The organism is Pseudomonas sp. P7548 (assembly GCF_013386585.1).
GTDB lineage: Bacteria > Pseudomonadota > Gammaproteobacteria > Pseudomonadales > Pseudomonadaceae > Aquipseudomonas.
Genome location: NZ_JACARO010000013.1, coordinates 1 through 26,379, shown reverse-complemented (window position 1 = coordinate 26,379; position 26,379 = coordinate 1). Strand labels below are relative to the sequence as shown.

The 26,379-nt window shown below is 62.1% G+C and carries 23 protein-coding genes and 3 pseudogenes; 21 read left to right on the top strand and 5 right to left on the bottom strand.

Translation table 11 applies throughout. The features are described 5' to 3' along the window. Positions 1 to 2 precede the first annotated feature (2 nt). Both araD1 and HX803_RS06320 read right to left on the bottom strand, forming a co-directional pair. Positions 3 to 992: an AraD1 family protein gene (araD1, locus tag HX803_RS06325; RefSeq protein WP_178919654.1), complete on the bottom strand. Its 990-nt coding sequence runs from the start codon at positions 990 to 992 to the stop codon at positions 3 to 5. A 15-nt stretch (positions 993 to 1,007) separates the two neighbouring features. After that, complete coding sequence (locus HX803_RS06320) at positions 1,008 to 2,330, bottom strand: MFS transporter (protein ID WP_178919653.1); 1,323 nt, start codon at positions 2,328 to 2,330, stop codon at positions 1,008 to 1,010. A gap of 192 nt (positions 2,331 to 2,522) precedes the next feature. Between HX803_RS06320 and HX803_RS06315 the strand changes: the two genes are divergently transcribed. From HX803_RS06315 to HX803_RS33090, 7 genes and pseudogenes are all read left to right on the top strand, one after another. After that, positions 2,523 to 4,259 carry an IlvD/Edd family dehydratase gene (locus HX803_RS06315; RefSeq protein ID WP_178919652.1) on the top strand — a complete coding sequence of 579 codons (1,737 nt, stop codon included), beginning with the start codon at positions 2,523 to 2,525 and terminating at the stop codon, positions 4,257 to 4,259. Between the two features lie 48 nt (positions 4,260 to 4,307). Beyond that, entirely contained in the window at positions 4,308 to 5,030 is a 723-nt protein-coding gene (locus HX803_RS06310) for a FadR/GntR family transcriptional regulator (RefSeq protein WP_178919651.1), read from the top strand. A 74-nt stretch (positions 5,031 to 5,104) separates the two neighbouring features. Continuing rightward, positions 5,105 to 5,302: pseudogene (locus HX803_RS06305) on the top strand (LysR family transcriptional regulator); the annotation flags it as partial. A 153-nt stretch (positions 5,303 to 5,455) separates the two neighbouring features. Further along, on the top strand, positions 5,456 to 6,802 hold the full coding sequence (locus HX803_RS06300; protein ID WP_178919650.1) for a hypothetical protein: 1,347 nt from the start codon (positions 5,456 to 5,458) through the stop codon (positions 6,800 to 6,802). Between the two features lie 107 nt (positions 6,803 to 6,909). After that, complete coding sequence (locus HX803_RS06295; protein ID WP_178919649.1) at positions 6,910 to 7,800, top strand: bestrophin family protein; 891 nt, start codon at positions 6,910 to 6,912, stop codon at positions 7,798 to 7,800. Between the two features lie 144 nt (positions 7,801 to 7,944). Continuing rightward, positions 7,945 to 9,024: pseudogene (locus HX803_RS33095) on the top strand (cache domain-containing protein); the annotation flags it as partial. 321 nt (positions 9,025 to 9,345) lie between these two features. After that, a pseudogene (locus tag HX803_RS33090) lies at positions 9,346 to 9,888 on the top strand (methyl-accepting chemotaxis protein); the annotation flags it as partial. A 54-nt stretch (positions 9,889 to 9,942) separates the two neighbouring features. Here the strand turns inward: HX803_RS33090 and HX803_RS06285 are convergent. Beyond that, positions 9,943 to 11,313, bottom strand: a complete 1,371-nt coding sequence (locus HX803_RS06285; RefSeq protein WP_178919647.1) for an APC family permease — start codon at positions 11,311 to 11,313, stop codon at positions 9,943 to 9,945. Between the two features lie 138 nt (positions 11,314 to 11,451). Here HX803_RS06285 and HX803_RS06280 point away from each other — a divergent pair, with 138 nt between their 5' ends. From HX803_RS06280 to HX803_RS06245, 8 genes are all read left to right on the top strand, one after another. Further along, on the top strand, positions 11,452 to 12,210 hold the full coding sequence (locus tag HX803_RS06280; RefSeq protein WP_178919646.1) for an autoinducer binding domain-containing protein: 759 nt from the start codon (positions 11,452 to 11,454) through the stop codon (positions 12,208 to 12,210). A gap of 81 nt (positions 12,211 to 12,291) precedes the next feature. Further along, positions 12,292 to 13,182 carry a proline iminopeptidase-family hydrolase gene (locus tag HX803_RS06275; RefSeq protein ID WP_178919645.1) on the top strand — a complete coding sequence of 297 codons (891 nt, stop codon included), beginning with the start codon at positions 12,292 to 12,294 and terminating at the stop codon, positions 13,180 to 13,182. Between the two features lie 130 nt (positions 13,183 to 13,312). Continuing rightward, positions 13,313 to 13,903: an amino acid synthesis family protein gene (locus HX803_RS06270; protein ID WP_178919644.1), complete on the top strand. Its 591-nt coding sequence runs from the start codon at positions 13,313 to 13,315 to the stop codon at positions 13,901 to 13,903. 45 nt (positions 13,904 to 13,948) lie between these two features. Continuing rightward, positions 13,949 to 14,782 (top strand): alpha/beta fold hydrolase, encoded by an 834-nt coding sequence (locus HX803_RS06265; protein ID WP_178919643.1) that lies wholly within the window; start codon positions 13,949 to 13,951, stop codon positions 14,780 to 14,782. Then, positions 14,779 to 16,260 (top strand): aldehyde dehydrogenase, encoded by a 1,482-nt coding sequence (locus tag HX803_RS06260; protein WP_178919642.1) that lies wholly within the window; start codon positions 14,779 to 14,781, stop codon positions 16,258 to 16,260. Before HX803_RS06265 ends, HX803_RS06260 begins: the two co-directional genes overlap by 4 nt. 12 nt (positions 16,261 to 16,272) lie before the next feature. Continuing rightward, positions 16,273 to 16,758 (top strand): flavin reductase family protein, encoded by a 486-nt coding sequence (locus HX803_RS06255; RefSeq protein WP_178919641.1) that lies wholly within the window; start codon positions 16,273 to 16,275, stop codon positions 16,756 to 16,758. 114 nt (positions 16,759 to 16,872) lie between these two features. Continuing rightward, complete coding sequence (locus tag HX803_RS06250) at positions 16,873 to 17,625, top strand: GntR family transcriptional regulator (protein WP_178919640.1); 753 nt, start codon at positions 16,873 to 16,875, stop codon at positions 17,623 to 17,625. Positions 17,626 to 17,627: 2 nt separating this feature from the next. Further along, positions 17,628 to 18,191, top strand: coding sequence for an NUDIX domain-containing protein (locus HX803_RS06245; RefSeq protein ID WP_178919639.1), 564 nt, complete (start codon positions 17,628 to 17,630; stop codon positions 18,189 to 18,191). A 140-nt stretch (positions 18,192 to 18,331) separates the two neighbouring features. Here HX803_RS06245 and HX803_RS06240 read toward each other — a convergent pair whose 3' ends face one another. After that, a complete protein-coding gene (locus HX803_RS06240) occupies positions 18,332 to 18,625 on the bottom strand; it encodes a DUF1330 domain-containing protein (RefSeq protein ID WP_178919638.1) in 294 nt (97 codons plus the stop codon). A gap of 70 nt (positions 18,626 to 18,695) precedes the next feature. On the opposite strand from HX803_RS06240, the gene ribBA reads away from it, so the two are divergent. The 5 genes from ribBA to HX803_RS06215 all read left to right on the top strand — a co-directional run bounded on the left by ribBA (position 18,696) and on the right by HX803_RS06215 (position 23,899). Further along, on the top strand, positions 18,696 to 19,805 hold the full coding sequence (ribBA, locus tag HX803_RS06235; protein WP_178919637.1) for a bifunctional 3,4-dihydroxy-2-butanone-4-phosphate synthase/GTP cyclohydrolase II: 1,110 nt from the start codon (positions 18,696 to 18,698) through the stop codon (positions 19,803 to 19,805). 166 nt (positions 19,806 to 19,971) lie between these two features. Next, positions 19,972 to 20,997 carry an ABC transporter substrate-binding protein gene (locus HX803_RS06230; protein ID WP_178919636.1) on the top strand — a complete coding sequence of 342 codons (1,026 nt, stop codon included), beginning with the start codon at positions 19,972 to 19,974 and terminating at the stop codon, positions 20,995 to 20,997. After that, positions 20,994 to 21,911, top strand: a complete 918-nt coding sequence (locus tag HX803_RS06225) for an ABC transporter permease (protein WP_178919782.1) — start codon at positions 20,994 to 20,996, stop codon at positions 21,909 to 21,911. The genes HX803_RS06230 and HX803_RS06225 overlap by 4 nt, the downstream gene beginning before the upstream one ends. Positions 21,912 to 21,917: 6 nt before the next feature. Continuing rightward, on the top strand, positions 21,918 to 22,727 hold the full coding sequence (locus tag HX803_RS06220) for an ABC transporter permease (RefSeq protein WP_178919635.1): 810 nt from the start codon (positions 21,918 to 21,920) through the stop codon (positions 22,725 to 22,727). Positions 22,728 to 22,744: 17 nt separating this feature from the next. Continuing rightward, the gene (locus HX803_RS06215; protein ID WP_178919634.1) at positions 22,745 to 23,899 is read left to right on the top strand and encodes an ABC transporter ATP-binding protein; all 1,155 of its coding nucleotides are present in this window, start codon (positions 22,745 to 22,747) and stop codon (positions 23,897 to 23,899) included. A gap of 189 nt (positions 23,900 to 24,088) precedes the next feature. On the opposite strand, the gene HX803_RS06210 is transcribed toward HX803_RS06215, so the two are convergent. After that, positions 24,089 to 25,495: a cytosine permease gene (locus tag HX803_RS06210; RefSeq protein WP_178919633.1), complete on the bottom strand. Its 1,407-nt coding sequence runs from the start codon at positions 25,493 to 25,495 to the stop codon at positions 24,089 to 24,091. 319 nt (positions 25,496 to 25,814) lie between these two features. Here HX803_RS06210 and HX803_RS06205 point away from each other — a divergent pair, with 319 nt between their 5' ends. Further along, positions 25,815 to 26,300 (top strand): flavin reductase family protein, encoded by a 486-nt coding sequence (locus HX803_RS06205; RefSeq protein ID WP_178919632.1) that lies wholly within the window; start codon positions 25,815 to 25,817, stop codon positions 26,298 to 26,300. Positions 26,301 to 26,379 lie beyond the last annotated feature (79 nt).

Below are 26,379 nucleotides of genomic sequence, written 5' to 3'. Positions count from 1 at the left end.
CGTTAAAGGGTGACGACGTTGCCGGGTTCAAAGGCGGTTTCGGCGCTGCCGACGCGGTTGATCAGCGGCGCGCCGAACTCGCCTTGGCTGATCTCGAACACGTCGCCCGGCTGGGTCCGTATACCGTCGGCGAATGACAGGGTGGCGGTGCCGAAGAAATGAATGTGCACATCACCCGGCGTGAGGAACTGGTGGTATTTGAAGTGGTGGTATTCGAGGTTCTCCAGGCTGTGGCACATATTGGCTTCACCGCTGAGGAACTCGTTCCGCCAGATTTCCTCGCCGTTGCGCAGGATGCGACTGGTGCCCGCCAGGTGCTCGGGCAACTCGCCCACGCGCAACTCGGGGCCATAGCTGCAACTGCGCAGCTTGGAATGGGCCAGGTACAGGTAGTTCTTGCGCTCCATCACGTGGTCGGAAAACTCGTTGCCCACGGCAAAGCCGACGCGATAGGGCTTGCTGTCCGGGCCGATGACGTAGAGGCCGCCGATCTCCGGTTCTTCACCGGCATCCTCGGCAAACGGCGGCACCGGGAACGCGGCACCGGGGCGCACGACGATGCTGCCGTCGCCTTTGTAGAACCACTCGGGTTGCACGCCCGCCTGACCGGCTGCCGGTTTACCGCCCTCCACGCCCCACTTGAAGATGCGCATGGTGTCGGTCAGCGCCGTGTCGTCACCGGCCTGGTGCATTTTGTCGCGAGCAGCGGCGCTGCCCAGGTGGGTCAGGCCGGTGCCGCTGATCAGCATGTGGGCCGGGTCCGGGTGGTCCAGGGGCGGCAGGATTTTCAAGTCCGCCAGCAAGGTGGCGTAGTCATGACTGTCACCCAGGCCCAGGCTGTCGACCTGTTGCGCCAGGCCCACGCCGGCTTCGATGGCGGCCAGCGCCAATTCGCGCACGCTGCGCGCCGCCTGGACTTCACGCACCTGAGTGCCTTGAACCACGCCGACGCGGCGCTCACCGTTGCGAGACTCGAACTGAACTAAACGCATGCCATTTCTCCTGGATTAAGTACGTGTGGCGCCACGGGCGCTGGCGGCGAATTGGTCCACGGGCAGCACGTGCTTGCGTTCCAGCAGGCGGTACACCACGCCGGTCAGCAACAAGCCGAACACCATCACCGCAGACAAGAAGTACAAACCCGACGCCAGGTTGCCGGTGTATTCCTTGAGCGCACCGATCACGAACGGGCCGATATAGCCGCCGAGGTTGCCCACCGAGTTGATCAAGGCAATGCCCGCCGCCGCACTGGCACCGGCAAAAAACCGCCCCGGCAAGGTCCAGAACACCGCCGTGCAGGAAAACAGCGCGAACGCCGCCAGGCACAACGCGGCCATTTGCAGCACCGGCACATTGAGCCAGGCACTGCAGAACAGGCCGATGGCGCCCAGCACATAGAGCACGGCGAGGTGGCCGTAGCGGTCATTCAAACGGTCGGAACTGCGCGGGATGATCAGCAGGCCGATAATCCCGAAGAGATAAGGCACGGCAGAGATAAAACCGGTGACCAGATCAGTGCCGCCGAACTGCTTGATCAGCGTCGGCAACCACAGGCCGAGGCCGTAGATGCTCAGGGTCACCGGCAAGTAGAACAGCGCCAGCAGCAGAACACGCTTGTCTTTGAGGGCATGCAGCGGGTTGCCGTGGCGGGTCTGGCCATAGGCTTGCAGGTCTTTGGCCAGCTCACCGGTGAGCCAGGCTTTTTCGTCCTCGCTCATCCAGTTGACCTGCCTGGGGCCGTCCGGCAGGTAGCGCAGTACCGGCCAGGTCAGCAGGATCGCCGGGGTGCCGATTACGATAAACAACCACTGCCAACCGTGCAGGCCAAGCATGCCGTCCATGCCCAACAAGCCACCGGAGACCGGCCCGGTGATCATCATCGCAATCGGCTGGGACAGGATGAACAACCCCAGGATCTTGCCGCGATGGCGCACCGGAAACCATTGGGTGATGTAGTAGAGAACCCCCGGAAAGAACCCCGCCTCCGCCGCGCCGAGCAAAAAGCGCATCACGTAGAAGCTGTGCGGCCCCTGCACGAACGCCATGCCGATGGTGATCGCGCCCCAGGTAATCATGATGCGTGCAAACCAGCGGCGGGCGCCGAAGCGGTCGAGCATCAGGTTGCTAGGGATCTCGAACAGGAAGTAGCCAATGAAGAACAACCCGGCACCCAAGCCGTACGCCGCATCACCGATGCCGACGTCGGCGCCCATGTGCAACTTGGCAAAGCCCACGGCAGAGCGGTCCACGTAGGCGATCAGGTACAGCAGGATCAGGAAGGGAATCAGTTTCAGCGTGATGCGCCGAATAAGCCGCAGTTCCTGGCTCATGGGGTCGATCTCCGATTGTTGTTTTTATAGAAGCTCGGGACACGCCTCTCGCGAAAAATCGCCAGGGCAATGCCTCAGTTGAGACGGACTATATAGTATGACTATTTGCAAAACAACACTTCCAAAGCTTCGATTTTGCGCTTATGTTTAGACGCAGATAGAACATATAGTCATACAATAAGAGAATCGATCATGCCCGATAAAAAGCCTGGCCTACGCTCCGCCCAGTGGTTTGGTACCGCCGACAAGAACGGCTTCATGTACCGCAGCTGGATGAAGAACCAGGGCATTGCCGACCACCAGTTCCACGGCAAGCCGATCATCGGCATCTGCAACACCTGGTCGGAACTGACGCCGTGCAACGCGCATTTCCGCCAGATCGCCGACCACGTCAAACGCGGCGTGATCGAAGCCGGTGGCTTCCCCGTGGAATTCCCGGTGTTCTCCAATGGCGAATCCAACCTGCGCCCCACCGCCATGCTCACGCGCAACCTGGCGAGCATGGACGTGGAAGAAGCGATTCGCGGCAACCCGATTGATGGTGTGGTGCTGCTGACCGGCTGCGACAAGACCACCCCGGCCTTGTTGATGGGCGCGGCCAGCTGCGACGTGCCGGCCATCGTGGTCACCGGTGGGCCGATGCTCAACGGCAAGCACAAAGGCCAGGACATCGGCTCGGGCACGGTGGTGTGGCAACTGAGTGAACAGGTCAAGGCCGGTACCATCACCTTGGACGACTTCCTCGCCGCCGAGGGTGGCATGTCACGTTCGGCGGGTACCTGCAACACCATGGGCACCGCGTCGACCATGGCCTGCATGGCCGAAGCACTGGGCACGTCCCTGCCCCACAACGCGGCGATTCCGGCGGTGGATGCACGGCGTTATGTGCTGGCGCATATGTCGGGCATGCGTGCAGTGGAAATGGTGCGTGAAGACTTGAAGCTGTCGAAGATCCTCACCAAGGAGGCGTTTGAAAACGCGATCCGCGTGAATGCGGCCATCGGCGGTTCGACCAACGCGGTCATCCACTTGAAAGCCATTGCCGGGCGTATCGGTGTGGAACTGGACCTGGATGACTGGACGCGCATGGGCCGTGGCATGCCGACCATCGTCGACCTGCAGCCGTCGGGGCGCTTCTTGATGGAAGAGTTCTATTACGCCGGTGGCCTGCCAGCGGTATTGCGGCGTCTCGGTGAAGCCAACCTGATCCCCCATCCGAATGCCTTGACCGTCAACGGCAAATCCCTGGGTGAGAACACCCAGGATTCGCCGATTTATGGCCAGGATGAAGTGATCCGTACCCTCGACAACCCGATCCGCGCGGATGGCGGCATCTGTGTGTTGCGCGGCAACCTCGCGCCACTGGGCGCCGTGCTCAAGCCTTCGGCGGCAAGCCCGGAACTGATGCAGCACCGTGGCCGTGCGGTGGTGTTCGAGAACTTCGACATGTACAAGGCGCGCATCAACGATCCGGAGCTGGACGTGGACGCCAACTCGATCCTGGTCATGAAGAACTGCGGGCCCAAGGGTTACCCGGGCATGGCCGAAGTCGGCAACATGGGCTTGCCGGCCAAACTGCTGGCTCAGGGCGTGACCGACATGGTGCGCATCTCCGACGCGCGCATGAGCGGCACGGCGTATGGCACGGTGGTGTTGCACGTGGCGCCGGAAGCCGCTGCCGGAGGGCCGCTGGCCACGGTCAAGGAAGGTGACTGGATCGAACTGGACTGCGCCAACGGCCGCCTGCACCTGGACATCCCCGACGCAGAGCTGGCGGCGCGCATGGCCGACCTGGCGCCGCCGCAGAAACTCATCGTTGGTGGCTATCGCCAGCTGTACATCGACCATGTGCTGCAGGCCGACCAAGGCTGCGACTTTGACTTTCTGGTGGGGTGCCGCGGGGCGGAAGTCCCAAGGCATTCCCACTAATTGGGATGCTATGATGCGGCGAATTCAAGCCAGAGCCTCCCTGTAGTCATGGATCACCAGCCGTCCAAGCCGCGCAAGAGCCAGCATGCCCAGATCGTTCAGGACTTGGGCATGCACATCGTTTCCGGTCGCTTCAAGCCGGAAGAAAGACTGCCCATGGAGGCCACGCTCTGCGAAGAGTACAAGGTCAGCCGCTCGGTGTTGCGTGAAGCCACGCGGGTGCTCAGTGCCAAGGGCCTGGTGTATTCCAAGCCACGGGTGGGCGCGGTGGTGCGACCACGGTTGAAATGGCACCTGCTCGATCCGGACGTGTTGTCCTGGTTGATGCAGTCCACGCCCCACAGCGAGTTCTTCAATACCCTGGCCGGTGTACGCCGCATCCTCGAACCGGAGATCGCCGCCATGGCCGCGACCACCGCCACCGATGAAGACATCGCCACCATCGAAAAAGCCTACCTGGGCATGGAAACCGCCAAGACCCACGAGGACCTGTTGCAGGCCGACCTGGACTTCCACCGCGCCATCGCCGACGCCACCCGCAACGACCTGTTGGCCTATATGTGCAACATGCTGTCGCTGCCGTTGCGCGAGTCGATCAACATCACCAACCGCCGCCCCGACATCCAGGGCCTGAGCCTGCCTCGGCACAAGGCGATCCTCACCGCGATCCAGAACCGTGATGCCTTGGGCGCTCGGCATGCCTCGCTGGTGCAGTTGGATGACACGCGGGTGGCGCTGGATACGGTGATGAATGTGCTGACGCCGCTTTAGGCTGCGGGCGACTCCTGTAGGAGCCGGCTTGCCGGCGATAGCGGTGGCTCAGACGACTCATTCGTCACTGAAACGCTGGGCTGGGAATGGGCCTCGTCAGCCATTTGCTCAGCCGCCAAGCGCAAGCCGATGAGTTGCTGGTGCCCGTGGTCGACGCGACGATTCGCGGGCCTAACTGGGCCTTGTTGACCCACCGTGACAGCGAGAACGACCCGCTCGCACGCAGTTTCACCGCATGGCTGCTGGCCCACTTGCAAGTAGACTCGACATGAACTGGCGTTCAATCTGGAGCAGTTGGTGAGTGCTTATCGGGCTTTGTATGAGGCTTATGGCGTGCTGGGATAGCCAATTGCGATGAGACCTGGAGAAGCGACCAGTGCTAAAATGCCATCATCCAATCACCAACGGAATGGCGCAGAACACAGATGGATCTTTCCTTCTACCTCAAGTACCCCGAATCAGCCAAACGCATCGCAGCCCAACTCGAACCGCTAAACCGCAGGTTCCAATGGGTCAAACACTGTCCAGATCTGTCCCGCTACAATCCAGAATTATTCGACACGCTTATTCACGATCAAGTCGTTGACTACTACCGCCAGAATCCTCAAAGCGTGGCCCCTGACGGGACAGAGACACTCCCACTGATCTATCTCGATGAAGAGACCCGTACCGGTCAGTTGATCAAGAACACACGGGAGAAGTTCGGCGATATCATCGCGGTCTTCGCTCTTATCTTTCTGACCCCCACACCTCGCCAGCTCATCGGTAAAGCACCGATGATTCATGATCTTTTGCAGGACGAGAACTTCGCCTACGAAAAATCCATGGCCCAGCAAATCGCCGGGCATGCGGCCGGCATTCAAGCGTTTACCGAAGACTCGGACAACAAAACAGCCAGCGAAAGACTCTTGGACCTCTCCATTCACGCCCACACCATCACAAGACAGATAGAAGAACTGGACGCACTCAGCAAAGAGACAAAAGCCCGCACCCACATGCTGGACGACACCCAGAAAACCAAGGCTATAAAAGCCAGAAAGCTGATGGTCAACCGTCTAAGAAAATTCAATACCACGCTGAAAACCCTCAAGGCCGACGCTTCCAGCTCAATTAAAACCGCCGAGCAACACCTGGCCAATGCCAAAGAGCTGTACACCAGCCAAGTCGACCTGTCCAAATCGGTGGAGTACTGGAGAAAACGAGCCGCCGACCATAAGCAAAGCAAGGCCTCCAGCCTCAAGATGGTCATCGGCTCAATGGTGCTGACCGTGGCTATCGTCTTTGGCTACTACGCCATGGGCGGCATCGCCAACATGGCTCGGGACACTGGCCCGCACAACGTGGCAAACGCCCCAGCACAACCCGCAACGCCGACCACAGCCGCCGTCGACAAGGCGCTGGCCGACGCTGCCAAAACGGAACCCACCGGCAAGACCATCATCGTCGACACCGCAAGTGCCGGTGGCCTGGAACTGGCCAAGACCCTCACCAACTTGGTGGGTGCGGCTTTGTTGCTGGCCCTGTGCAGCGTTTTGATCCGCCTGGCGTTACGCCAATACAACACCCATTCCCATTGCGCGCTGGACGCCAATGAACGAGTGATCTTCATCGAGACCTACCTGTCCCTGATGCTGGATGAAAAGCTGACCGCTGACGCAGACCGCAAAATCATCCTCGAAAGTATCTTCAGGGCCACCCAGCCGGCGACCGGCACTGACATTCCGTTCGCCACACCCGTGGACACCCTCATTCGTTTGCTCGACAAGAAGTAACCCGGCCTGCGGCAGCCTGCTTCCGCGGGCAGCCTTACAAACGAACCTTTACCCCCAAACCTGCGTCCGAGCTAAGGCACTGTTGCCAACCGCCGCGAGGTTCCCGTTTGAAAGCCGCCATCCTCAAGAAGTACCGCCTGATCATCAAGACCATGGGCTACGTGGGCTGGGCCCTGTTCTGGCTGTTGTTGTGGGACATCGCCGTGACGGTGGATTTCATGCTGTTCCTCAATGCCAAGATCAACTTGCCGTTGATGCCGTTGACCCTGCTGGGCTCGGCGCTGGTGGTGCTGATCAGTTTTCGCAACAGCAGCGCCTACAACCGTTGGTGGGAGGCACGCACGCTGTGGGGGGCGATGGTCAACAACTCGCGCAGCTTCGCACGCCAGGTGCTGACCCTGCTGGACGACCCCGGCAGCGAGGCCAACCCGGTCAAGGCCAGCCTGCTGCGCCGCCATGTAGCCTATGTGAACTGCCTGGCCGCCCACCTCAAGGGCCAGCCGTGCCCCGACGAAGTGCGTGCGTTTATTCCGCCAGAGGAGTTCGCCCGCAGCGGCGCGACCAACAACTTTGCCAACGACATCCTCACCGGCTCTGCTGCGTTGCTCGCCAAGGAATACAAGGCCGGCCACTTGGACAGCATCCGCCTGGCACGGCTGGAGTCGACACTGGTGGACTTGTCCAACGCCCAGGGCGGCATGGAGCGCATCGCCAACACGCCGCTGCCCTACCCCTACGTGTACTTTCCGCGCCTGTTCATTTCGTTGTTCTGCCTGATCGTGCCGGTAGGCCTGGTGGAATCCCTGGGCTGGTTCACCCCGCTGGCCTCCACGGTGGTGGGCTTCATGTTGCTGGCCATCGAGCGCATCGGCACCGACCTGCAAAGCCCGTTTCATTCCAGCGAACACCAGATCCAGATGGAAACCATCTGCGAAACCATCGAGAAAAACCTGCAGTCGATGCAGCGTGATGCGCTGGGCGGCGAGCGTATCGTTTAAACCCGCCTTGCGGCCTAAAGTGCGTACTCCCGCAGTCGATATACAGGGAGTACGCATGGGCCCTATCCCCTCAAAACAACACATGCGACGCTCGACGCTACTGTTTTCTCCTTGCCAAAATTATAAATACCCGCGGGTGAAGTCATGAATATCAAGCAAAAGCTGACCTGGGCGTTTGCCGCCATCGCGTGCGTCCCGGTTATTTTGGTCGCTGTGTTGGTTGTGCTGAACCTGCGCGAGGGGGCCCTGGCCAATTTCCTCGACAGCAGCGGCCGCGAGATCCGCCAGATCGACAATGGCATGAAGCAGTTCTTCGACGGCATCAGCCAGAACGTCGACTACGTGGCCAAGGACCCGCGCGTTGTCGCGGCCAAGGACCTCAAGAGCTACGCCGGCGCCGACGCCGCGCAAATCCCCCTCACCCCGACCAACAAGGCGCTGCTGGAGATTTTCGACCAGTTCGCCAAGAGCCACCCCAGCACTGCCTACCTGTCCCTGGGCTTGAAGGACGGCGGCTACGCCAGTTGGCCCGACGACACCAAACTGAACAACTACGACCCGCGCGTACGCCCCTGGTACCAGGCGGCTATCGCCGCGCCGGGCAAGACCGTGCGCACCGGCGCCTATTATTGGGCGCCGGACGACGTGACGCTGATCGGCACCGTGCACACCGTGGCCGATGCCAGCGGTAATATCCTTGGCGTGGTCGGTCTGGACGTGTCGCTCAAGCAACTGACTGAGCTGGTGCGCAACATCAAGCTCGGCGACAGCGGCTACCTGATGCTGGTCGAAGCCAACGGCAACGTGCTGGTCGACCCCAGCGATGCCAAGCACAACTTCAAGCCCCTGACAGACCTCGGCGCCAATTATGCCGAGCTGGCCAAACGTGGCGACGGTGTGACCCAGATCGACATCAATGGCGTGACCTACATGGCCAACGTGGTCAGCTCCAAAGACTTGGGCTGGCGCTTTATCGGCCTGATCAAGCGCGATGAAGTCATGGCCCAGGCGGCGAGCCTCACCTGGTTGATCGCCGCCATCGCGGCGGTGCTGGCGGTGATCTTTGCGATTGTCGGCGCCAGTTTTGCCCGGGTGATCGTGCGCCCGATCCGTGGGGTTGCCGACGGCCTGCAGGAGATTGCCGAAGGTGAAGGTGACCTGACGCGCCAGCTCAAGGTCGAGGGCAAGGACGAAACCGCCAGCCTGGCCGGCTGGTTCAACCAGTTCCTGAGCATGATCGCCCAGCTGGTGCAGCGCATCGGCAACGCGTCCTCCGACCTGCAGACCGCCGCCGCCGACACCCGCGAAGTGGCGAACAACATGAACCAGGCGGCCGGGCGCCAGCGTGAAGCCGTGGAACTGGTGAGCACCGCGTTCAATGAAATGGTCGCCACCGCCAACGAAGTGGCCCGCTCCTGCAGCGCTGCCGCGTCGAGTGCCGACGAAGGCTACCGCGACGTGCACGATGGCCAGCAACACATCGGCGAGGCCACCGGCAGCGTGCTCAAGCTGAGTGAAGACCTGCAGCGCTCGACCCAGACCATGCAGCAGCTGGAGCAGGACAGCAAAAACATCAACACCATCCTCGACACCATCCGCTCGATTGCCGAACAGACCAACCTGCTGGCGCTCAACGCGGCCATCGAGGCAGCCCGCGCTGGTGACCAGGGCCGTGGTTTTGCGGTGGTGGCTGACGAAGTCCGTGCCCTCGCCCGCCGCACCGCCGACTCCACCGGCGAGATCGACAGCCTGCTGGGTAACCTCGCCCGCCGCACCCAGGAAGTCACCCAGCAGATGCAGGGCAGCCTGTTGGTGTCCCACACCAGCGTGGAACGCATCCAACAGGCCCGCGACAGTTTCGACAAGATCCGCGGGTCGGTGGACTCGATCCGCGACCAGAACACCCAGATCGCCACCGCCGCCGAAGAGCAGCACCAGGTGGCCGAGGAGATCAACCGGCACATTGCGCAGATTCACGCCGATGCGCAGTTGGTCGAAGGCTTTGCCCATTCGGCGCAGACCGGTTCCGGGCGGTTGACGGATATTTCCGGTCAGCTCAAGGGGTTGGTGGGCCGCTTCAAGTTCTGACCTGGCGGGCGGTGGCGACCTTGCGGACGCCACCGCCGGCAAAGGCTCATGATTTCAACCCACTTGCAGCTCGGTGGAACGGCCAGTGGCCTTGAAGAAAGCCAGCACGGCAATGCCCAGCGCGATCCAGCACGTCCCGCCAACCTTGGCGTAGATATCGGAATTGACCAGCACGTAGCTGATGATCACAAAGCCGATCAGCGGCACCAGCCCATGCACCACCCGGCGACCGGCGCCACGGTAGTGCCAGGCCACGGCCACATGAAGCAGCAGGAACGCGGTCAGCGCACCAAAGTTGCACATGGACGCCAGCAGGTTGATCTGCCCCACAAAGAACAGCCCCAGCACCAGGCTCAAGCCCGCCACCAACAACGTGGCGCGTTGCGGCACGCCGGTGACCGGGTGCACCTGGCTCAGAAACTGCGGCAACTGGCGGTCGCGGGCCATGGCGAACAACAGCCGTGAAGTCGCCGCCTGGGCCACCAACGAGTTGGCAATGGCCGCGCCGATGGCCACGGCCAGGGCGATCACCACCTGCAACCAGGGCCCGGCCACCAGGCGGCCGATTTCGTAGAACGCGTTGTTCGACGCATCGGCATCCGGGTACTGCACCAGGTTGGGCTGCAACAGCGCCGCCAGCCAGGTCTGCACCATGAACAGCGCCGCTACCAAGGCCAGCGCCCACAGGGTTGCACGCCCGACGGCGCGGCTGCCGCCACGGGTTTCTTCCGACAAGGTGGAAATCGCATCAAAGCCCAGGAACGACAGCACCGCCACCGACAGCGCACTGAAGATCAGCGGCAAGGAAAACTCGGCCGGGTTGTACAACGGCTTCATCGTCCAGCTGGCGCCATTCACACCGTTGCTGATCGCGATACTCGCCAGCACCACAAACACCACCAGCACCACCAGTTGCCCATAGAGGAACAAGCGGTTGGCACGGGCCGTGGTCTGGATACCGCGCAGGTTGACCAGCGTATTGAGTACCACGAAAAACACGATCCACAACGGCTGGGGCACCGAGGGGATCACGTTGGCCATGGCATTGGCGCCGATCACATACAGCAAGGTCGGCACCAACAGGTAATCGAGCAGGATCGCCCAGCCCGCCAGGAACCCCAACTGGCTGCTCAGCCCGCGCCCCACATAGGCATACACCGAGCCTGCCACCGGGAACGCATGGGACATCTGCTGGTAGCTGATGGCGGTGAACAGCATCGCGACAAAGCCGATCAGGTAGGTCAGCGGGACCATGCCGTGGCTGGCGTCGAACACCCCGCCAAAGATCGAGAATGGCGCCAGCGGCACCATGAACACCATGCCGTAGATCAGCAGGTCGCCGAGGCTCAGCTGGCGCTTGAGTTGTTGGGTATATCCGAAACGCGCGAGGTCCGCGCTGTCACCGGGGGTGGAAGGGTCGATCATGATGGCGCTCCGCAAGGGTTGAACACAAAGCACACTCTAGGGCGACGCAAGCCCGCGCTCTATCCTGAAAACTACTAGGTTTTGGCCTTGGCAGAGTGTTTGCTTGCAAACCTGCGCAGCCCAACGCCCGGAGGCGCCATGCACACCGACCTGATGAGATTCAGCGAACACCTCGCCCACACCACGACGCTGGACGCGTGCCTGGCCGAGGTTCAGGCCGCCACCCAGCAACTGGGTTTCAAGACGCTGATCTACGACTACGCGCCCGTACCCGTCAGCCATGAGGGCGCGCTGATCACACCGTCGGTGTTCAAGACCCTGGATGCGCCGAGCGACATGCACGCGCTGTGGTGCGAGCGCGGTTACTACCAGATCGATCCCGTGCAGCAATGCGCCGCCCGCCGCACCACGCCGTTTGCCTGGTCCTTCAGCACCGACGCGCCCTGGAGCGGCACCCTCACCGATGCCCACCGCCCGGTGGCCCACTACATTCGCGACTACGGCCTGAGCACCGGGCTGACCGTGCCGCTGCACCTGCCCGACGGCGGCTTCGCCACCCTCACCGCGATTGTCGACGGCACGCCCGCCGATGCCGAGCGACAAGCCCAGCACAACCTTGGCGAGATGCTGGTACTGGCCCACGCCTTCCAGGCCCGGGCCAGCGAGCTGCTGGCGCCGGCCGAGCGCTGCTGCAGCCACATCCACCTCACCCGCCGCGAGCGCGAGTGCCTGCAGCATTCGGCCAAGGGGCTCACGGCCAAGGGCATTGCCGCCACGCTCCACCGTTCCGAAGCCACGGTCAACCTGCACTTGATCGGCGCGGCGCGCAAACTGGGCGCACGCAATCGCGTCGAAGCCGTGGTGCGCGGCCTGCATTACCGGTTGGTGGAAGTCTGAGAACCTAGCATTTTTGCCAGTGCCCTTGCCGCGCGCTTTTGACTAGCCTGTACCTCATTGATCCCCAAGGAGGTACACAACATGCAGGTTCGCGAAGGTTATGCCGATTTCCGTGGCCATCGGACGTGGTTCCGGGTCACCGGCGACTTGAATTCAGGGCGAGTGCCCTTGATCGTCGCCCACGGCGGCCCCGGCTGCACCCATGATTACGTCGACAGCTTCAAAGACCTGGCCAGCACCGGCCGCGCCGTCGTGCACTATGACCAGCTTGGTAACGGTCGCTCCACCCACCTGCGTGACGCCGCCAGCGATTTCTGGACCGTGGAGCTGTTTCTCGCCGAACTGAACAACCTGGTCGCCCACCTGGGCATCCGCGACTACGCCCTGCTGGGCCAGTCCTGGGGCGGCATGCTCGGGGCCGAACACGCAGTGCGCCAACCGGCCGGCCTTAAAGCCTTGATCATCGCCAACTCGCCGGCGTCCATGGACCTGTGGTGCGAAGCCGCCCACGAGCTGCGCCAGGCACTGCCGGCGGAGGTGCAGGCCACTCTGCTGCAGCATGAAAACGCCGGCACCACCGACAGCGCTGAATACCGCGCCGCCTCGGACGTGTTCTACGCACGCCATGTGTGCCGCCTCGACCCGGTGCCCGAGGATGTGGCGCGCACCTACGCGGCCATCGACGACGACCCCACCGTGTACCACGCCATGAATGGCCCGACTGAATTCCACGTGATCGGCAGCATGCGCCACTGGAGCATCATCGATCGGCTGTCGCGCATCCAGGTGCCGACGCTGCTGATTTCCGGGCGCTACGACGAAGCCACCCCGGCGACCGTGCAGCCGTTTGCCGACGGCATCGCCGATGTGCGCTGGCAGATTTTCGAACAGTCCAGCCATATGCCCCACGTGGAAGAGCGCGAGGCGTGCATGGCGTGTGTGGCGGCGTTTCTGGAACAACGCGACGGCTGATCCCAGGCCCCCGTCAACACCCGCCGCAAGCGCATGACCCCGCCGGTCATGCTAATTCGCTCTTGTCTATTGTGATTCTCGTATTATGGTATACCATCATACGCATACCTCACCTTAGACGGAGCACCCCATGAGTTTTGAAATCCGCAAAATCGTCAGCTACGTAGACCAGACCTTTATCGAAGGCGGCAAAGCCTCGGATACGCCGGTGACCATGGTCGGCCTGGCCGTGGTGCTGAAGAACCCGTGGCTGGGCCGCGGTTTCGTCGAAGATCTGAAACCGGAAATCCGCGCCAACTGCTCCGACCTCGGCGCACTGATGGTCGAACGCCTGGTGGGCATCATCGGCGGTGCCGAGAAGATCGAGGCCTACGGCAAAGCGGCAGTGGTCGGCGCCGACGGCGAGATCGAGCACGCCTCGGCGATCATCCACACCCTGCGCTTTGGCAATCACTACCGCGAAGCGGTCAAGGCCAAGAGCTACCTGAGCTTCACCAACAAGCGCGGTGGCCCGGGCACGTCGATCCAGATCCCGATGATGCACAAGGACGACGAAGGCCTGCGCTCGCACTACATCACCCTGGAAATGCAGATCGAAGACGCTCCGCGTGCCGACGAAATCGTCGTGGTACTGGGTTGCGCCGACGGTGGCCGCCTGCATCCGCGCATCGGCAACCGCTACATCGACCTGGAAGAACTGGCCGCCGAAAAGGCCCAGTGAGGCCCAGTCGATAACCCAACAAGAAAAGGTATGCAGGAGCGCTCCATGATTCGGCTCACCGCTGAACGCACCCCGGCTGGCACCAGTTATCTGGCGACCGGCCAAGGCCAGCCTGTGGTTTTGATCCACGGCGTGGGCCTGAATAAAGAAATGTGGGGCGGGCAAGTCGTTGGCCTGGCCACGCACTACCGCGTGATCACCTACGACATGCTCGGCCATGGCGCCAGCCCGCGCCCGGCCGCCGGCACGCCGCTCTTGGGCTATGCCGATCAACTGCTGGAACTGCTCGACCACCTGCAACTGCCCCAGGCCACGGTGATCGGCTTTTCGATGGGCGGCCTGGTCGCCCGGGCGTTTGCCCTGCAGTACCCCGAACGCCTCAAAGGCCTGGTGGTGCTTAACAGTGTGTTCAATCGCAGCCCCGAGCAGCGGGCCGGCGTGATCGCCCGCACCGCCCAGGCCGCCGAACACGGGCCGGACGCCAACGCCGAAGCGGCGCTGTCGCGCTGGTTCAGCCGCGAATACCAGGCGGCCAACCCGGCGCAGATCGCAGCACTGCGCGAAACCCTGGCGGGTAATGATCCCCAAGGCTACCTCACGACTTATGAACTGTTTGCGACCCAAGACATGTACCGCGCCGACGACCTCAAGACCCTGCGCGCGCCAACTCTGGTCGCCACGGGCGAACTCGACCCGGGCTCAACCCCGGAAATGGCGCGCCAGCTGGCTGATCGCATTCCCGGTGCCACCGTTGCGGTGCTGGCCGAGCAACGGCATATGATGCCGGTAGAATCGCCGCGCCTGGTCAATCAGCTGCTGCTGGGCTTTCTTGACACGGTGTACGCCCAAAACACTCCAATAAAGGGGATCGTTGCATGACGCTTGAACGCTTCCAGATGTGCATCGGCGGTGAATGGGTCGATGCCTTGTCCGGCAAGACCTTCGACAGCCTCAACCCGGCGCTGGCCGAACCTTGGGCGCAACTGCCCGACGCCGATGAGGCCGATGTGGAGCGCGCCGTACAGTCTGCCCAAGCGGCGTTCGACAGTCCGGCCTGGCGCGGCCTCACCGCCACCGCGCGGGGCAAACTGCTGCGCCGCCTGGGTGACTTGATCGCCGAGAACAAGGAGCAACTGGCCCAGCTGGAAAGCCGCGACAACGGCAAACTGATCCGCGAAACCCGCGGCCAGGTCAGCTACCTGCCGGAGTTTTTCCACTACACCGCAGGCCTGGCCGACAAGCTTGAAGGCGGCACCCTGCCGCTGGACAAGCCGGACCTGTTTGCCTACACCGTGCACGAAGCCATGGGCGTGGTCGCTGCGATCATTCCGTGGAACAGTCCGCTGTACCTGACTGCGATCAAACTCGCGCCAGCCTTGGCAGCGGGCAATACCATTGTGATCAAGCCGTCCGAGCACGCCTCGGCGACCATCCTCGAACTGGCCCGCCTGGCGCTGCAAGCCGGCATTCCCCCAGGTGTGGTCAACGTGGTCACCGGCTACGGCCCGAGCACGGGCGCCGCCCTCACCCGCCACCCGCTGGTGCGCAAGATCGCCTTCACCGGCGGCGCGGCCACCGCTCGCCATGTGGTGCGCAGCAGCGCGGAGAACTTCGCCAAGCTGTCCCTGGAACTGGGCGGCAAGTCACCGAACATCATCTTTGCCGATGCCGACCTGGACAGCGCCATCAACGGCGCGATTGCCGGTATCTATGCCGCGTCCGGGCAGAGCTGCGTGTCCGGCTCACGCCTGCTGGTGCAGGATGAAATCTACGACGAATTCGTCGAGCGCCTGGTGGCGCGTGCCCAACGCATTCGCATCGGCAACCCGCAAGACGACGCCAGTGAAATGGGCCCCATGGCCACCGCGCAGCAACTGGCCGTGGTCGAAGGCCTGGTGGCCGATGCGATCGCCGAAGGTGCGCGCCTGCGTACCGGCGGCAAGCGCCCGCAGAACCTGGGTGAAGGCTGGTTCTATGAGCCGACGCTGTTCGAGTGCGACCGCAACTCGATGAAGATCATGCAGGAAGAAGTGTTCGGCCCGGTGGCCTCGGTGATCCGCTTCACCGACGAAGCCGAAGCCCTGGCCATCGCCAACGACTCGCAGTTCGGCCTCGCCGCTGGCATCTGGACCCGCGACCTGGGCCGCGCCCATCGCCTGGCCCGGGACGTGCGCTCAGGCATCATCTGGGTTAACACCTACCGCGCCGTATCGGCCATGGCGCCCATCGGTGGCTTCAAGAACAGTGGCTATGGACGCGAAAGCGGCATCGATTCGGTGCTGGCCTACACCGAGCTGAAAACGGTGTGGATCAACCTGTCCCAGGCGCCCATGCCTGATCCTTTTGTGATGCGCTAGGAGTCCCCTGCCATGATCGAACCCGGCATTTACAAAGACGTGATGAGCTCGTTCCCGTCCGGTGTCACAGTAGTGACCACCCTCGACCCGGACGGCGGCATCGTCGGCATCACCGCCAGCGCCTTCAGTGCGTTGTCGATTGACCCGGCACTGGTGCTGTTCTGCCCCAACTATGCTTCCGATACCTACCCGGTGCTGCGCGACAGCAAGCGCTTTGCGATCCACCTGCTGTCCGCCGACCAGACCGCCGAGGCCTATGCGTTTGCCGGCAAGGGCAAGGAAAAAGCCAAGGGGATCGAGTGGCACCTGAGCGAATTGGGCAACCCGCTGCTGGCCAAGGCAACGGCGATCATCGAGTGCGAGCTGTGGCGTGAATACGACGGCGGCGACCACGCGATCATCGTCGGTGCAGTGAAGAACCTGATCCTGCCTGCGCAGCCGGTCACGCCGATGGTCTACCACAAAGGCAAGCTGGGCCCTTTGCCAGCCCTGGCCTGAGGCCTGCCGGGGGTGGTGAGGGTTTGTCGCTTAAAGGACATCGCGTGATAAACTCGCCGGCAATTTAGGCCCTCGACCGGCCCCCAGTTAACCGTTACATACAGAGCAGACCCCATGAAACGCCTGCCACTCGACGACAGCTTCAAGGTCAATCACAACCCGGTAACCCTGCGGGAAATCGTGCTGGAAAAACTGCGCAGCGCGATCATGAACTTCCAACTGCTGCCCGGCGACCGCCTGGTGGAACGCGACCTGTGCGACCGTCTCGGCGTCAGCCGTACCTCGGTGCGTGAAGCCTTGCGTCACCTGGAGTCCGAAGGCCTGGTGGAGTTTGCCGATGCCAAGGGCCCGCAAGTGGCAATCATCACCCTGGCCGACGCTGTCGACATCTACGAGCTGCGTTGCGTACTCGAAGGCTTGATCGTGCAGTTGTTCACCCTGCGCGCCAAGGCCAAGGACATCAAGGCCCTGGAAAAAGCCCTTGAAGAGAACCGCAAAGCCCTCAAGGACGGGGAATTGCAACAGGTGATCGACTCGGTTCAAGGCTTCTACGACGTCTTGCTGGAAGGCTCCGGCAATCACGTCGCGGCCACCCAGCTGCGCCAGCTGCAGGCGCGCATCAGCTACCTGCGCGCCACGTCGGTATCCCAGGAAAACCGCCGCGACGCCAGCAACCAGGAAATGGAACGCATGGTCGAGGCGATCAAGAGCCGCGACCCGCTGGCCGCCCACCAGGCCTGCGTCGATCACGTGCGCGCCGCCGCTGCCGTAGCCCTGGAGTACCTCAAGCGCAAACAGGACGAGACCGGCAAAGTCCCCGAGATCACCCTGCCCATCGCCCTCAAAGAACCGCGCATAGGTCACTGACCGTGTTCAGCCCCAGCTTTTGCCCGGAATGCGGCGGCAGTGACTTAGGTCACCAGCTGCCACCGGGCGATACCCATGAGCGCCTGATGTGCCGGGGCTGCGGCTATATCCACTACATCAATCCCAAGATCATTGCCGGCTGCATCATCGAGCAGGACGGCAAGTACCTGTTGTGCCAGCGGGCGATTCCACCCCGCCCAGGCACGTGGACACTGCCCGCAGGCTTCATGGAAGGCGGCGAGACCACCGAACAGGCCGCATTGCGCGAGGTATGGGAAGAAAGCGGTGTGCGGGCGGAAATCGTTTCGCCCTACTCCATCTTCAGCGTGCCGACGATCAGCGAGGTGTACATCATCTTCCGCGCCATTGCGCTGGAGATCACCGGGCAATTCGGGCCGGAAACCCTCGACTACAAGTTCTTCGCCCCCGAGGACATTCCCTGGGAAAGCATCTATTACCCGGCGATCCGGCAGATCCTGGAGCGGTATATCGAGGAGCGCCAGGCCGGGGTGTATGGCATCTACATCGGCAATGACGACAGCGGCAAAATCCATTTCATCCGCTGATCTCCAGGCAAAATCGGGTCCAAATGTGGGAGCGGGCTTGCTCGCGAATGCGGCATGTCAGTCAACTGATTCGTCGGCTGATGCACTGCATTCGCGAGCAAGCCCGCTCCCACATTTAGATCAATTGATACCCGATAAATCTACGGTTCCAACCCTTCCACAATAATGATCTGCGCCTGCGCCACGCCCTCCCGATGAGCCTTGGCGTCCTGGTACTCCTTGGACTCATAGCAGGCCACCGCCTGGTCGTAGCTATCAAACTCAATCACCACGTTGCGCGCCCTTGCCGGCCCGCCTTCCAGCGCAATGCTGCGCCCACCCCTGGCCAGGAACCGCCCGCCATACTTTGCAAACGCCGCCGGGCCACGGCTGGCGTACTGCGTGTACTGCTCGGCATCCGCCACATCCACATGGGCAATCCAGTAAGCCTTCATCGGGACATCCTCTTATTCAAATTTTGTGGTATACCATAATACATACAACCAACAAATCGAGCACCCTACTATGAGCTTCAACAGCATCGCAGACATCATCGAGGACTACCGTCAGGGCAAGATGGTATTGCTGGTGGACGATGAAGACCGCGAAAACGAAGGCGACCTGTTGCTGCCTGCTGCGTGCTGCACCGCCGAGACTATCAGTTTCATGGCCCGCGAAGCCCGTGGTTTGATCTGCCTGACCCTCACCGATGAACATTGCCAGCGCCTGGGCCTCGAGCAGATGGTGCCGAGCAACGGCAGCGTATTCAGCACGGCGTTTACCGTCTCCATTGAAGCCGCCACCGGCGTGACGACCGGCATCAGCGCCGCCGACCGCGCGCGCACCGTCGCGGCGGCTGTCGCACTTGATGCGGGGCCAGCCGATATCGTGCAACCGGGGCATATCTTCCCGCTGCGGGCCAAGGACGGCGGCGTGCTCACCCGCGCCGGCCATACGGAGGCAGGTTGCGACCTGGCACGACTCGCCGGGCACACACCGGCCTCGGTGATCGTCGAGGTGATGAACGACGACGGCACCATGGCCCGCCGCCCCGACCTGGAGGTGTTCGCGCGCAAGCACGGGATCAAGATCGGCACCATCGCCGACCTGATCCACTATCGCCTCAGCACCGAGCGCACCGTGGTGCGAATCGGCGAGCGCGACCTGCCGACGGTGCATGGCACCTTCCGCCTGATCACCTTTGAAGACCGCATTGACGGCGGCGTGCACATGGCCATGGTCATGGGCCAATTGCGCCGTGATGTGCCTGCGTTGGTCCGCGTGCATGTGATCGACCCGCTGCGCGACCTGGTGGGCGCCGAATACAGCGGCCCGTCGAACTGGACGCTGTGGGCCGCGCTGCAACGCGTCGCAGCAGAAGGCAGCGGTGTGGTGATGGTCCTCGCCAACCACGAATCCTCCCAAGCCCTGCTGGAGCGGGTTCCGCAGTTGACCCAGACACCCCGCCAGTTCAGCCGTTCACAGTCGCGGATTTATTCGGAAGTGGGCACCGGTGCGCAAATCCTGCAAGACCTCGGAGTCGGTCAACTGCGTCACCTCGGCCCTCCCCTCAAATATGCCGGTTTGACCGGCTACGACCTGGAAGTGGTGGAGAGCATCCCGTTCACTGAATGAACCTGGCCAGATGGCCGGCATGGCAAAATGCTTGCGCAAATGTTGGAATACCATAATATGATATTCCATAGGTTGGATGACGCTCGAAACGTCATCCACACCGACTGCTCCCGATAGGCGGGCACTCAAAAGCCCCGCTCATAAACACAACAATGAGGGCGTAAAAATGGTGTTGAACAAACAGCTCGGCGCAATCCTGTTCGCAGGCTTGCTGGCAACCGCCACCCAGGCGGCCTTGGCAGCCGAAAGCGTGAACTTTGTCAGCTGGGGCGGCAGCACCCAGGAAGCGCAGAAGCAGGCATGGGCCGACCCCTTCAGCAAGGCCAGCGGTATCACGGTGGTGCAGGACGGCCCCACCGACTACGGCAAACTCAAGGCCATGGTCGAAAGCGGCAACGTGCAGTGGGATGTGGTCGATGTAGAAGCCGACTTCGCCCTGCGCGCCGCTGCCGAAGGCCTGCTTGAGCCCCTCGATTTCTCGGTGATCCAGCGTGACAAGATCGACCCACGGTTTGTCTCCGACCATGGCGTCGGCTCGTTCTTTTTCTCCTTCGTGCTCGGCTATAACGAAGGCAAGCTCGGCGCCGGCAAGCCACAAGACTGGACTGCGCTCTTCGACACCAAGACCTACCCCGGTAAACGCGCCCTCTACAAATGGCCAAGCCCTGGCGTGCTCGAACTGGCGCTGCTGGCCGACGGCGTCCCCGCCGACAAGCTCTACCCCCTGGACCTGGACCGCGCCTTCAAGAAGCTCGACACCATCAAGAAAGACATCGTCTGGTGGGGCGGCGGTGCGCAGTCACAGCAACTGCTGGCCTCCGGCGAAGTCAGCATGGGCCAGTTCTGGAACGGCCGAATCCACGCCCTGCAGGAAGACGGCGCACCGGTAGGCGTGAGCTGGAAACAGAACCTGGTGATGGCCGACATCCTCGTCGTGCCCAAAGGCAGCAAGAACAAAGCCGCAGCGATGAAGTTCCTGGCCAACGCCAGTAGCGCCAAGGGCCAGGCCGACTTCTCCAACCTGACCGCTTATGCACCGGTGAACATCGACAGCGTGCAGCGCCTGGATTCAGTCCTGGCACCGAACCTGCCGACGGCGTACGCCAAGGACCAGATCACCCTCGATTTCGCCTACTGGGCCAAGAACGGTCCGGCCATTGCGACACGGTGGAATGAATGGCTAGTCAAATGAAAATGGCGGCAACCACACCGAGCGGCAGTACCCTCGGTGCCCGCGGCGCGGTTTCAGGCGGCGGTGCATCGCCGTCCCTGGCTCAGCGCTGGAAGGGGTCGAGCAACCTGATCCCTGCCCTGCTGTTTCTGGGGTTGTTCTTCCTGGCCCCCCTGATCGGCCTGCTGTTGCGCGGCGTGCTGGAGCCGGTGCCGGGGCTGGGCAACTACGCGGAGCTGTTCGCCAACTCGGCGTACGCGCGGGTGCTGCTCAACACCTTTTCGGTGGCGGGGCTGGTGACCCTGTTCAGCCTGTTGCTCGGCTTTCCACTGGCCTGGGCGATCACCCTGGTGCCACGGGGCTGGGGCCGCTGGGTGTTGAATATTGTGCTGTTGTCGATGTGGACCAGCCTGCTGGCCCGCACCTACTCCTGGCTCGTGCTGCTGCAAGCGTCGGGGGTGATCAACAAGGCGCTGATGGCCATGGGCATCATCGATCAGCCGCTGGAGATGGTCCACAACCTCACCGGCGTGGTGATCGGCATGAGCTACATCATGATCCCGTTTATCGTGCTGCCCTTGCAGGCGACCATGCAGGCCATCGACCCGATGATCCTGCAGGCCGGCTCCATTTGCGGCGCAAGCCCATGGACCAACTTCTTCCGGGTGTTCCTGCCGCTGTGCCGGCCGGGGTTGTTCTCCGGTGGCTTGATGGTGTTTGTGATGTCCCTCGGTTACTACGTCACCCCGGCGCTGCTGGGCGGAGCGCAGAACATGATGCTGCCTGAGTTCATCATCCAGCAGGTGCAATCGTTCCTCAATTGGGGCCTGGCCAGTGCCGGTGCCGCGTTGCTGATCTTTATCACGCTGGTGTTGTTCTACTTCTACCTGAAGCTCCAGCCGGAATCCCCGGTTGGCGCCAGCAACACGAGGTAAGTCGTCATGCTCCTGACCCCCAATGCCATGAGTCGCAGGATGCGCTTGGGCCTCTACACCACCACCGGCATCATTGGCCTGTTCCTGCTGTTGCCGATCGTGTTCATCGTGCTGCTGTCATTCGGTTCCTCCCAATGGCTGGTGTTCCCGCCGCCGGGCTGGACCCTGAAATGGTACGGCCAGTTCTTCTCCAATGCCGACTGGATGAACGCGGCCATGGCCAGCCTCAAGGTGGCGGTGCTGACCACCGTGTTCGCCGTGGCGCTGGGCTTGCCAACGGCATTCGCCCTGGTGCGCGGGCGCTTCCCCGGCCGCGAACTGCTTTACGGCTTGTTCACCCTGCCGATGATCGTGCCGCTGGTGATCATCGCGGTGGCGGTGTACGCACTGTTCCTCAAGCTCGGCTACACCGGCACGATGTTCGCCTTTGTGGTCAGCCATGTGATTGTCGCGCTGCCATTCACCATCATCTCCATCATCAATTCGCTGAAGCTGTTCGACCAGTCGATTGAGGATGCCGCGGTGATCTGCGGCGCATCGCGCCTGCAGGCCGTGTTCAAGGTGACGTTTCCGGCGATCCGCCCCGGCATGGTGGCCGGTGCGCTGTTTGCCTTCCTCGTCTCGTGGGATGAGGTGGTGCTCAGCGTGATGATGGCCAGCCCTACCCTGCAAACCCTTCCCGTGAAAATGTGGACCACCCTGCGCCAGGACCTGACGCCAGTGATCGCAGTGGCTTCGACGCTGCTGATCGGCCTGTCGGTACTGGTCATGGTGATTGCCGCCGTCGCTCGCCGACGCTCCGAAACCCGCGCATGAGCGCCGAGGATCAAGACATGAGTGCAGTGATCAAAGACCCCGCACAGAACCCTGGCCAACCCCTGGTCAGCCTGCGCAACCTGAACAAGCACTACGGCGAATTTGCCGCCGTGGACAACATCTCGCTGGACATCAGGGACGGTGAATTCCTTACCTTCCTCGGCTCCAGCGGCTCGGGCAAAAGCACCACCCTGTCGATGCTGGCCGGCTTTGAAACACCGAGCAGCGGTGAGATCCTGGTAAAGGGTCAATCCCTGGTCAACGTACCGCCGCACAAACGCGACATTGGCATGGTGTTCCAGCGCTACTCGCTGTTCCCGCATTTATCGGTGCGCGACAACATCGCCTTCCCCCTGGCGATCCGCAAACTGGCCAGTGCCGAGCGTGAAAAGCGCGTCGACGCCATGCTCAAGCTGGTGCAGCTGGAACCGTTCGCCCATCGCCGCCCTTCGCAACTCTCCGGCGGCCAGCAGCAACGCGTGGCCATCGCCCGGGCGCTGGTGTACGAGCCGCGCATCCTGCTGATGGACGAACCCCTCGGCGCCCTCGACAAGAAGCTGCGTGAAGACTTGCAAGATGAACTGCGCCAACTGCATCGGCGCCTGGGCATCACCATTGTCTACGTGACCCACGACCAGGAAGAAGCCATGCGCCTGTCCCAGCGCATCGCGATTTTCAGCCACGGCAAGATTGTGGGGTTGGGCAGTGGTTTTGATTTGTATCAGAACCCGCCGAATGCGTTTGTGGCCTCGTTCCTGGGCAACTCCAACTTTCTCAAGCTCAAGGCACAGGGCAATGCCGTGGCGTCGTTCGAAGGCCAGGCGTTGTCGATACGGCTGACGACCGGGCTGCGTACCGAACAGGATGTGTTGCTGATGGTGCGCCCGGAAAAAGCTCTGGCGCTGAGCGTGGAGCAGGCTAACCTTGAACCCTTGGCCGCCGGCTGGAACGAGGTGTCCGCCATCGTCGGCGAAGTGTTGTTCCTCGGCGAAAGCCAGACCTGCAGTGTAAGAACCCAGGGCGGCACGTCCATGACGGTCAAGGCGCTGTCCGCCGCCGGCATGCCGCTCAAGGCCGGCGACCCGGTGCGGGTGCGCTGGGCCACGGCGGATGCATGTGTGTACACCGAATGGGCCGAAAGCGACCTGAACAAGGCCGCCGGCGCTCACTGAGTCACCCTTGGGCCGCCACAACGTCGGGTTGTGGCGGCCTTTTTTCGCCCAGGTATTGCGTGCGTCAATCACACCCTCGATCCAGATGCGATCTCGGTTAAACAGGTGGAAGCGAGCAAGTCAAATCGTCGCACCGCCGCTCCCATCTTTGAGTCACGGTCAATCAGACCGACAACGTTCAGCACAGAATCAGTCGGTGTAGCCCAACCGCGCGGCCCTGACCTTCTGGGTATGTTGACGCGTTGCCAGGCAGTAATACAACGGACACGTCACCACCAACCCCACCAGCCACGACAGGTCCGCGCCTTCCACCAGATTGGCCCACGGCCCCACATACAGCGACGTATTGGCAAACGGCAGCTGCACGATGATGCCGATGAAGTACGCCACGATCGCGTGCAGGTTGAAGCGTCCGTAAACCCCGCCATCGGCACGGAAGATCGAGGCAATGTCGTAGGCCCCGCGCTTGATGATGTAGAAGTCGATCAGGTTGATCGACGCCCATGGCACCAGCACCAGCAACAGCGCCAGAATCAAACCGATGAACTGCGAGATAAAGTCCGCCGATGCGCCCAGCGCAACCACACAGCACCCCATGAGGACCACGCCCGACAGCACCACACGCACCTTGATGCTGGGGGTCCAGTGGCTGGCGAAGGTCTGGATCGAGGTGATGATCGACAAGACTGCGCCGTACAGATTCAGCGCGTTGTGGCTGATGATATTGAGCAGGAACAGCACCATCAGGATCGGCCCGAGCACGCCAGTGGCTTGCTTGACCGCGACCATGGCTTCGGTGCCTTCAGGCGTGGCCAACGCAGCAACCAAGCCAAAGGCGAAGGACAGGAAGGTGCCGAGCGTCGCGCCCAGGTAGGTCGCGATAAACGGCCGGGTGATGCCGATGTCGGCCGGCAGGTAGCGGGAGTAGTCGCTGGTATAGGGCGAGAAACTGATCTGCCAGATCACGCCCAGCGACACGGTGGCCAGCCAGCCGGCTGCATTGAAGCCGCCCCGGGTGGCGAAATCCGCCGGCAAGTCATGGGCGAAGATAGCGATGAAGCCGGCGAGCAATGCGCCGCCCATCACCCAAGTGCCAATGCGGTTGAGGGAATGGATAAAGCGGTAACCGATCACGCCGATGGCGGTGGCGCTGAGGGCGCCGATCAGGATGCTCGCCGGGACCGGCACCGACGGCACGATGCCAACGATGGACTTGCCGGCCAGCACGATATTGGAAATGAAGAAGCCGATGTAGATCAGTGCCGCGAAGAACACGATCAGCAGCGCGCCGTAACGCCCGAACTGCCCCCGGCTCTGCACCATCTGGGGGATGCCCATGCGCGGCCCCTGGGCTGACGCGAGGGCAATCACGACGCCGCCGAGCATATGCCCGAGGGCAATCGCTAGCAGCCCCCACATCAGGTTGAGATGGAACACCTGGGCCACCATGGCACCGGTGACAATCGGCAGCGGGGCAATGTTGGTGCTGAACCATAAGGTGAACAGGTCGCGGGCCTTTCCATGGCGCTCAGCGAGGGGAACGTAATCGACCGTGTGATTCTCGATCAGGGGGTCTTGCCGTGACATCTGGGGCATGGAAATGAACTCGCGTTGGTCTGATCTTATAGTTGTTTGACGCCAAACCGGGGGCGCTCTATGGCCGCCCCTCAGATGAACACCATATTATGGTATTCCAACATTTTCACAAGACTGATCCGTAGTCTTTGCACGCATCTGCTCTGCAATTGTGCCACAGGCCCCACGCCCACTTCTCGCTGAAACCCCCGTATTTATTGGTTATAAGACCAATGGCCGACACCCGTCGGGCGTTTGAAAAAGCGCTTGCATCATATGTATTACGGTATACCATCAGACATACAAACTCATAAAAACCACCCTACCCTCCGAGGTTCCCATGATCGATGCCGCCCTCTATAAACAAGTGATGGGTTCGTTTCCGTCCGGAGTCACCGTGATCACCACCCTGGATGACGACGGGCAAGTCGTCGGGCTGACCGCCAGTGCATTCAGCTCATTATCGATGGACCCGGCCCTGGTGTTGTTCTGCCCCAACTACAGCTCTGATTCCTATCCGGTGTTGATCAAGAACAAGCGCTTTGCCATCCATGTGCTGTCCGGCGGGCAACAGAACGAAGCCTACGCGTTTGCGCGCAAGGGCAAGGACAAGGCGCAAGGCATCGAATGGACGTTGAGTGAATTGGGCAACCCGATCCTGGCGAACGCCACGGCGGTGATCGAATGCGAGTTGTGGCGCGAATATGAAGGCGGCGACCACGCGATCATGGTGGGTTCGGTGAAGAACCTGATCGTGCCCCAGCAGAACGCCGGGCCGTTGGTGTATTGCCAGGGCAAGATGGGCGCGCTGCCCCTCGTTGCCTGATTATTTCTGATACATCGCAGTGCCTGCGATAGCGGCGGCACAGCCAATAGAGATGTCACCTGGCCCACCGCCTTCGCAG

What these genes read in the sequence shown, in the direction of transcription:
- HX803_RS06285 (WP_178919647.1), bottom strand. Translation starts at nt 11,313, where the DNA reads ATGATCGACCCTTCCACCCCCGGTGACAGCGCGGACCTCGCGCGTTTC.
- HX803_RS06260 (WP_178919642.1), top strand. Translation starts at nt 14,779, where the DNA reads ATGACGCTTGAACGCTTCCAGATGTGCATCGGCGGTGAATGGGTCGAT.
- HX803_RS06225 (WP_178919782.1), top strand. Translation starts at nt 20,994, where the DNA reads ATGAAAATGGCGGCAACCACACCGAGCGGCAGTACCCTCGGTGCCCGC.
- HX803_RS06250 (WP_178919640.1), top strand. Translation starts at nt 16,873, where the DNA reads ATGAAACGCCTGCCACTCGACGACAGCTTCAAGGTCAATCACAACCCG.
- HX803_RS06270 (WP_178919644.1), top strand. Translation starts at nt 13,313, where the DNA reads ATGAGTTTTGAAATCCGCAAAATCGTCAGCTACGTAGACCAGACCTTT.
- HX803_RS06220 (WP_178919635.1), top strand. Translation starts at nt 21,918, where the DNA reads ATGCTCCTGACCCCCAATGCCATGAGTCGCAGGATGCGCTTGGGCCTC.
- HX803_RS06320 (WP_178919653.1), bottom strand. Translation starts at nt 2,330, where the DNA reads ATGAGCCAGGAACTGCGGCTTATTCGGCGCATCACGCTGAAACTGATT.
- HX803_RS06210 (WP_178919633.1), bottom strand. Translation starts at nt 25,495, where the DNA reads ATGCCCCAGATGTCACGGCAAGACCCCCTGATCGAGAATCACACGGTC.
- HX803_RS06300 (WP_178919650.1), top strand. Translation starts at nt 5,456, where the DNA reads ATGGATCTTTCCTTCTACCTCAAGTACCCCGAATCAGCCAAACGCATC.
- HX803_RS06280 (WP_178919646.1), top strand. Translation starts at nt 11,452, where the DNA reads ATGCACACCGACCTGATGAGATTCAGCGAACACCTCGCCCACACCACG.
- HX803_RS06205 (WP_178919632.1), top strand. Translation starts at nt 25,815, where the DNA reads ATGATCGATGCCGCCCTCTATAAACAAGTGATGGGTTCGTTTCCGTCC.
- ribBA (WP_178919637.1), top strand. Translation starts at nt 18,696, where the DNA reads ATGAGCTTCAACAGCATCGCAGACATCATCGAGGACTACCGTCAGGGC.
- HX803_RS06275 (WP_178919645.1), top strand. Translation starts at nt 12,292, where the DNA reads ATGCAGGTTCGCGAAGGTTATGCCGATTTCCGTGGCCATCGGACGTGG.
- HX803_RS06255 (WP_178919641.1), top strand. Translation starts at nt 16,273, where the DNA reads ATGATCGAACCCGGCATTTACAAAGACGTGATGAGCTCGTTCCCGTCC.
- HX803_RS06265 (WP_178919643.1), top strand. Translation starts at nt 13,949, where the DNA reads ATGATTCGGCTCACCGCTGAACGCACCCCGGCTGGCACCAGTTATCTG.
- HX803_RS06315 (WP_178919652.1), top strand. Translation starts at nt 2,523, where the DNA reads ATGCCCGATAAAAAGCCTGGCCTACGCTCCGCCCAGTGGTTTGGTACC.
- HX803_RS06230 (WP_178919636.1), top strand. Translation starts at nt 19,972, where the DNA reads ATGGTGTTGAACAAACAGCTCGGCGCAATCCTGTTCGCAGGCTTGCTG.
- araD1 (WP_178919654.1), bottom strand. Translation starts at nt 992, where the DNA reads ATGCGTTTAGTTCAGTTCGAGTCTCGCAACGGTGAGCGCCGCGTCGGC.
- HX803_RS06215 (WP_178919634.1), top strand. Translation starts at nt 22,745, where the DNA reads ATGAGTGCAGTGATCAAAGACCCCGCACAGAACCCTGGCCAACCCCTG.
- HX803_RS06240 (WP_178919638.1), bottom strand. Translation starts at nt 18,625, where the DNA reads ATGAAGGCTTACTGGATTGCCCATGTGGATGTGGCGGATGCCGAGCAG.
- HX803_RS06310 (WP_178919651.1), top strand. Translation starts at nt 4,308, where the DNA reads ATGGATCACCAGCCGTCCAAGCCGCGCAAGAGCCAGCATGCCCAGATC.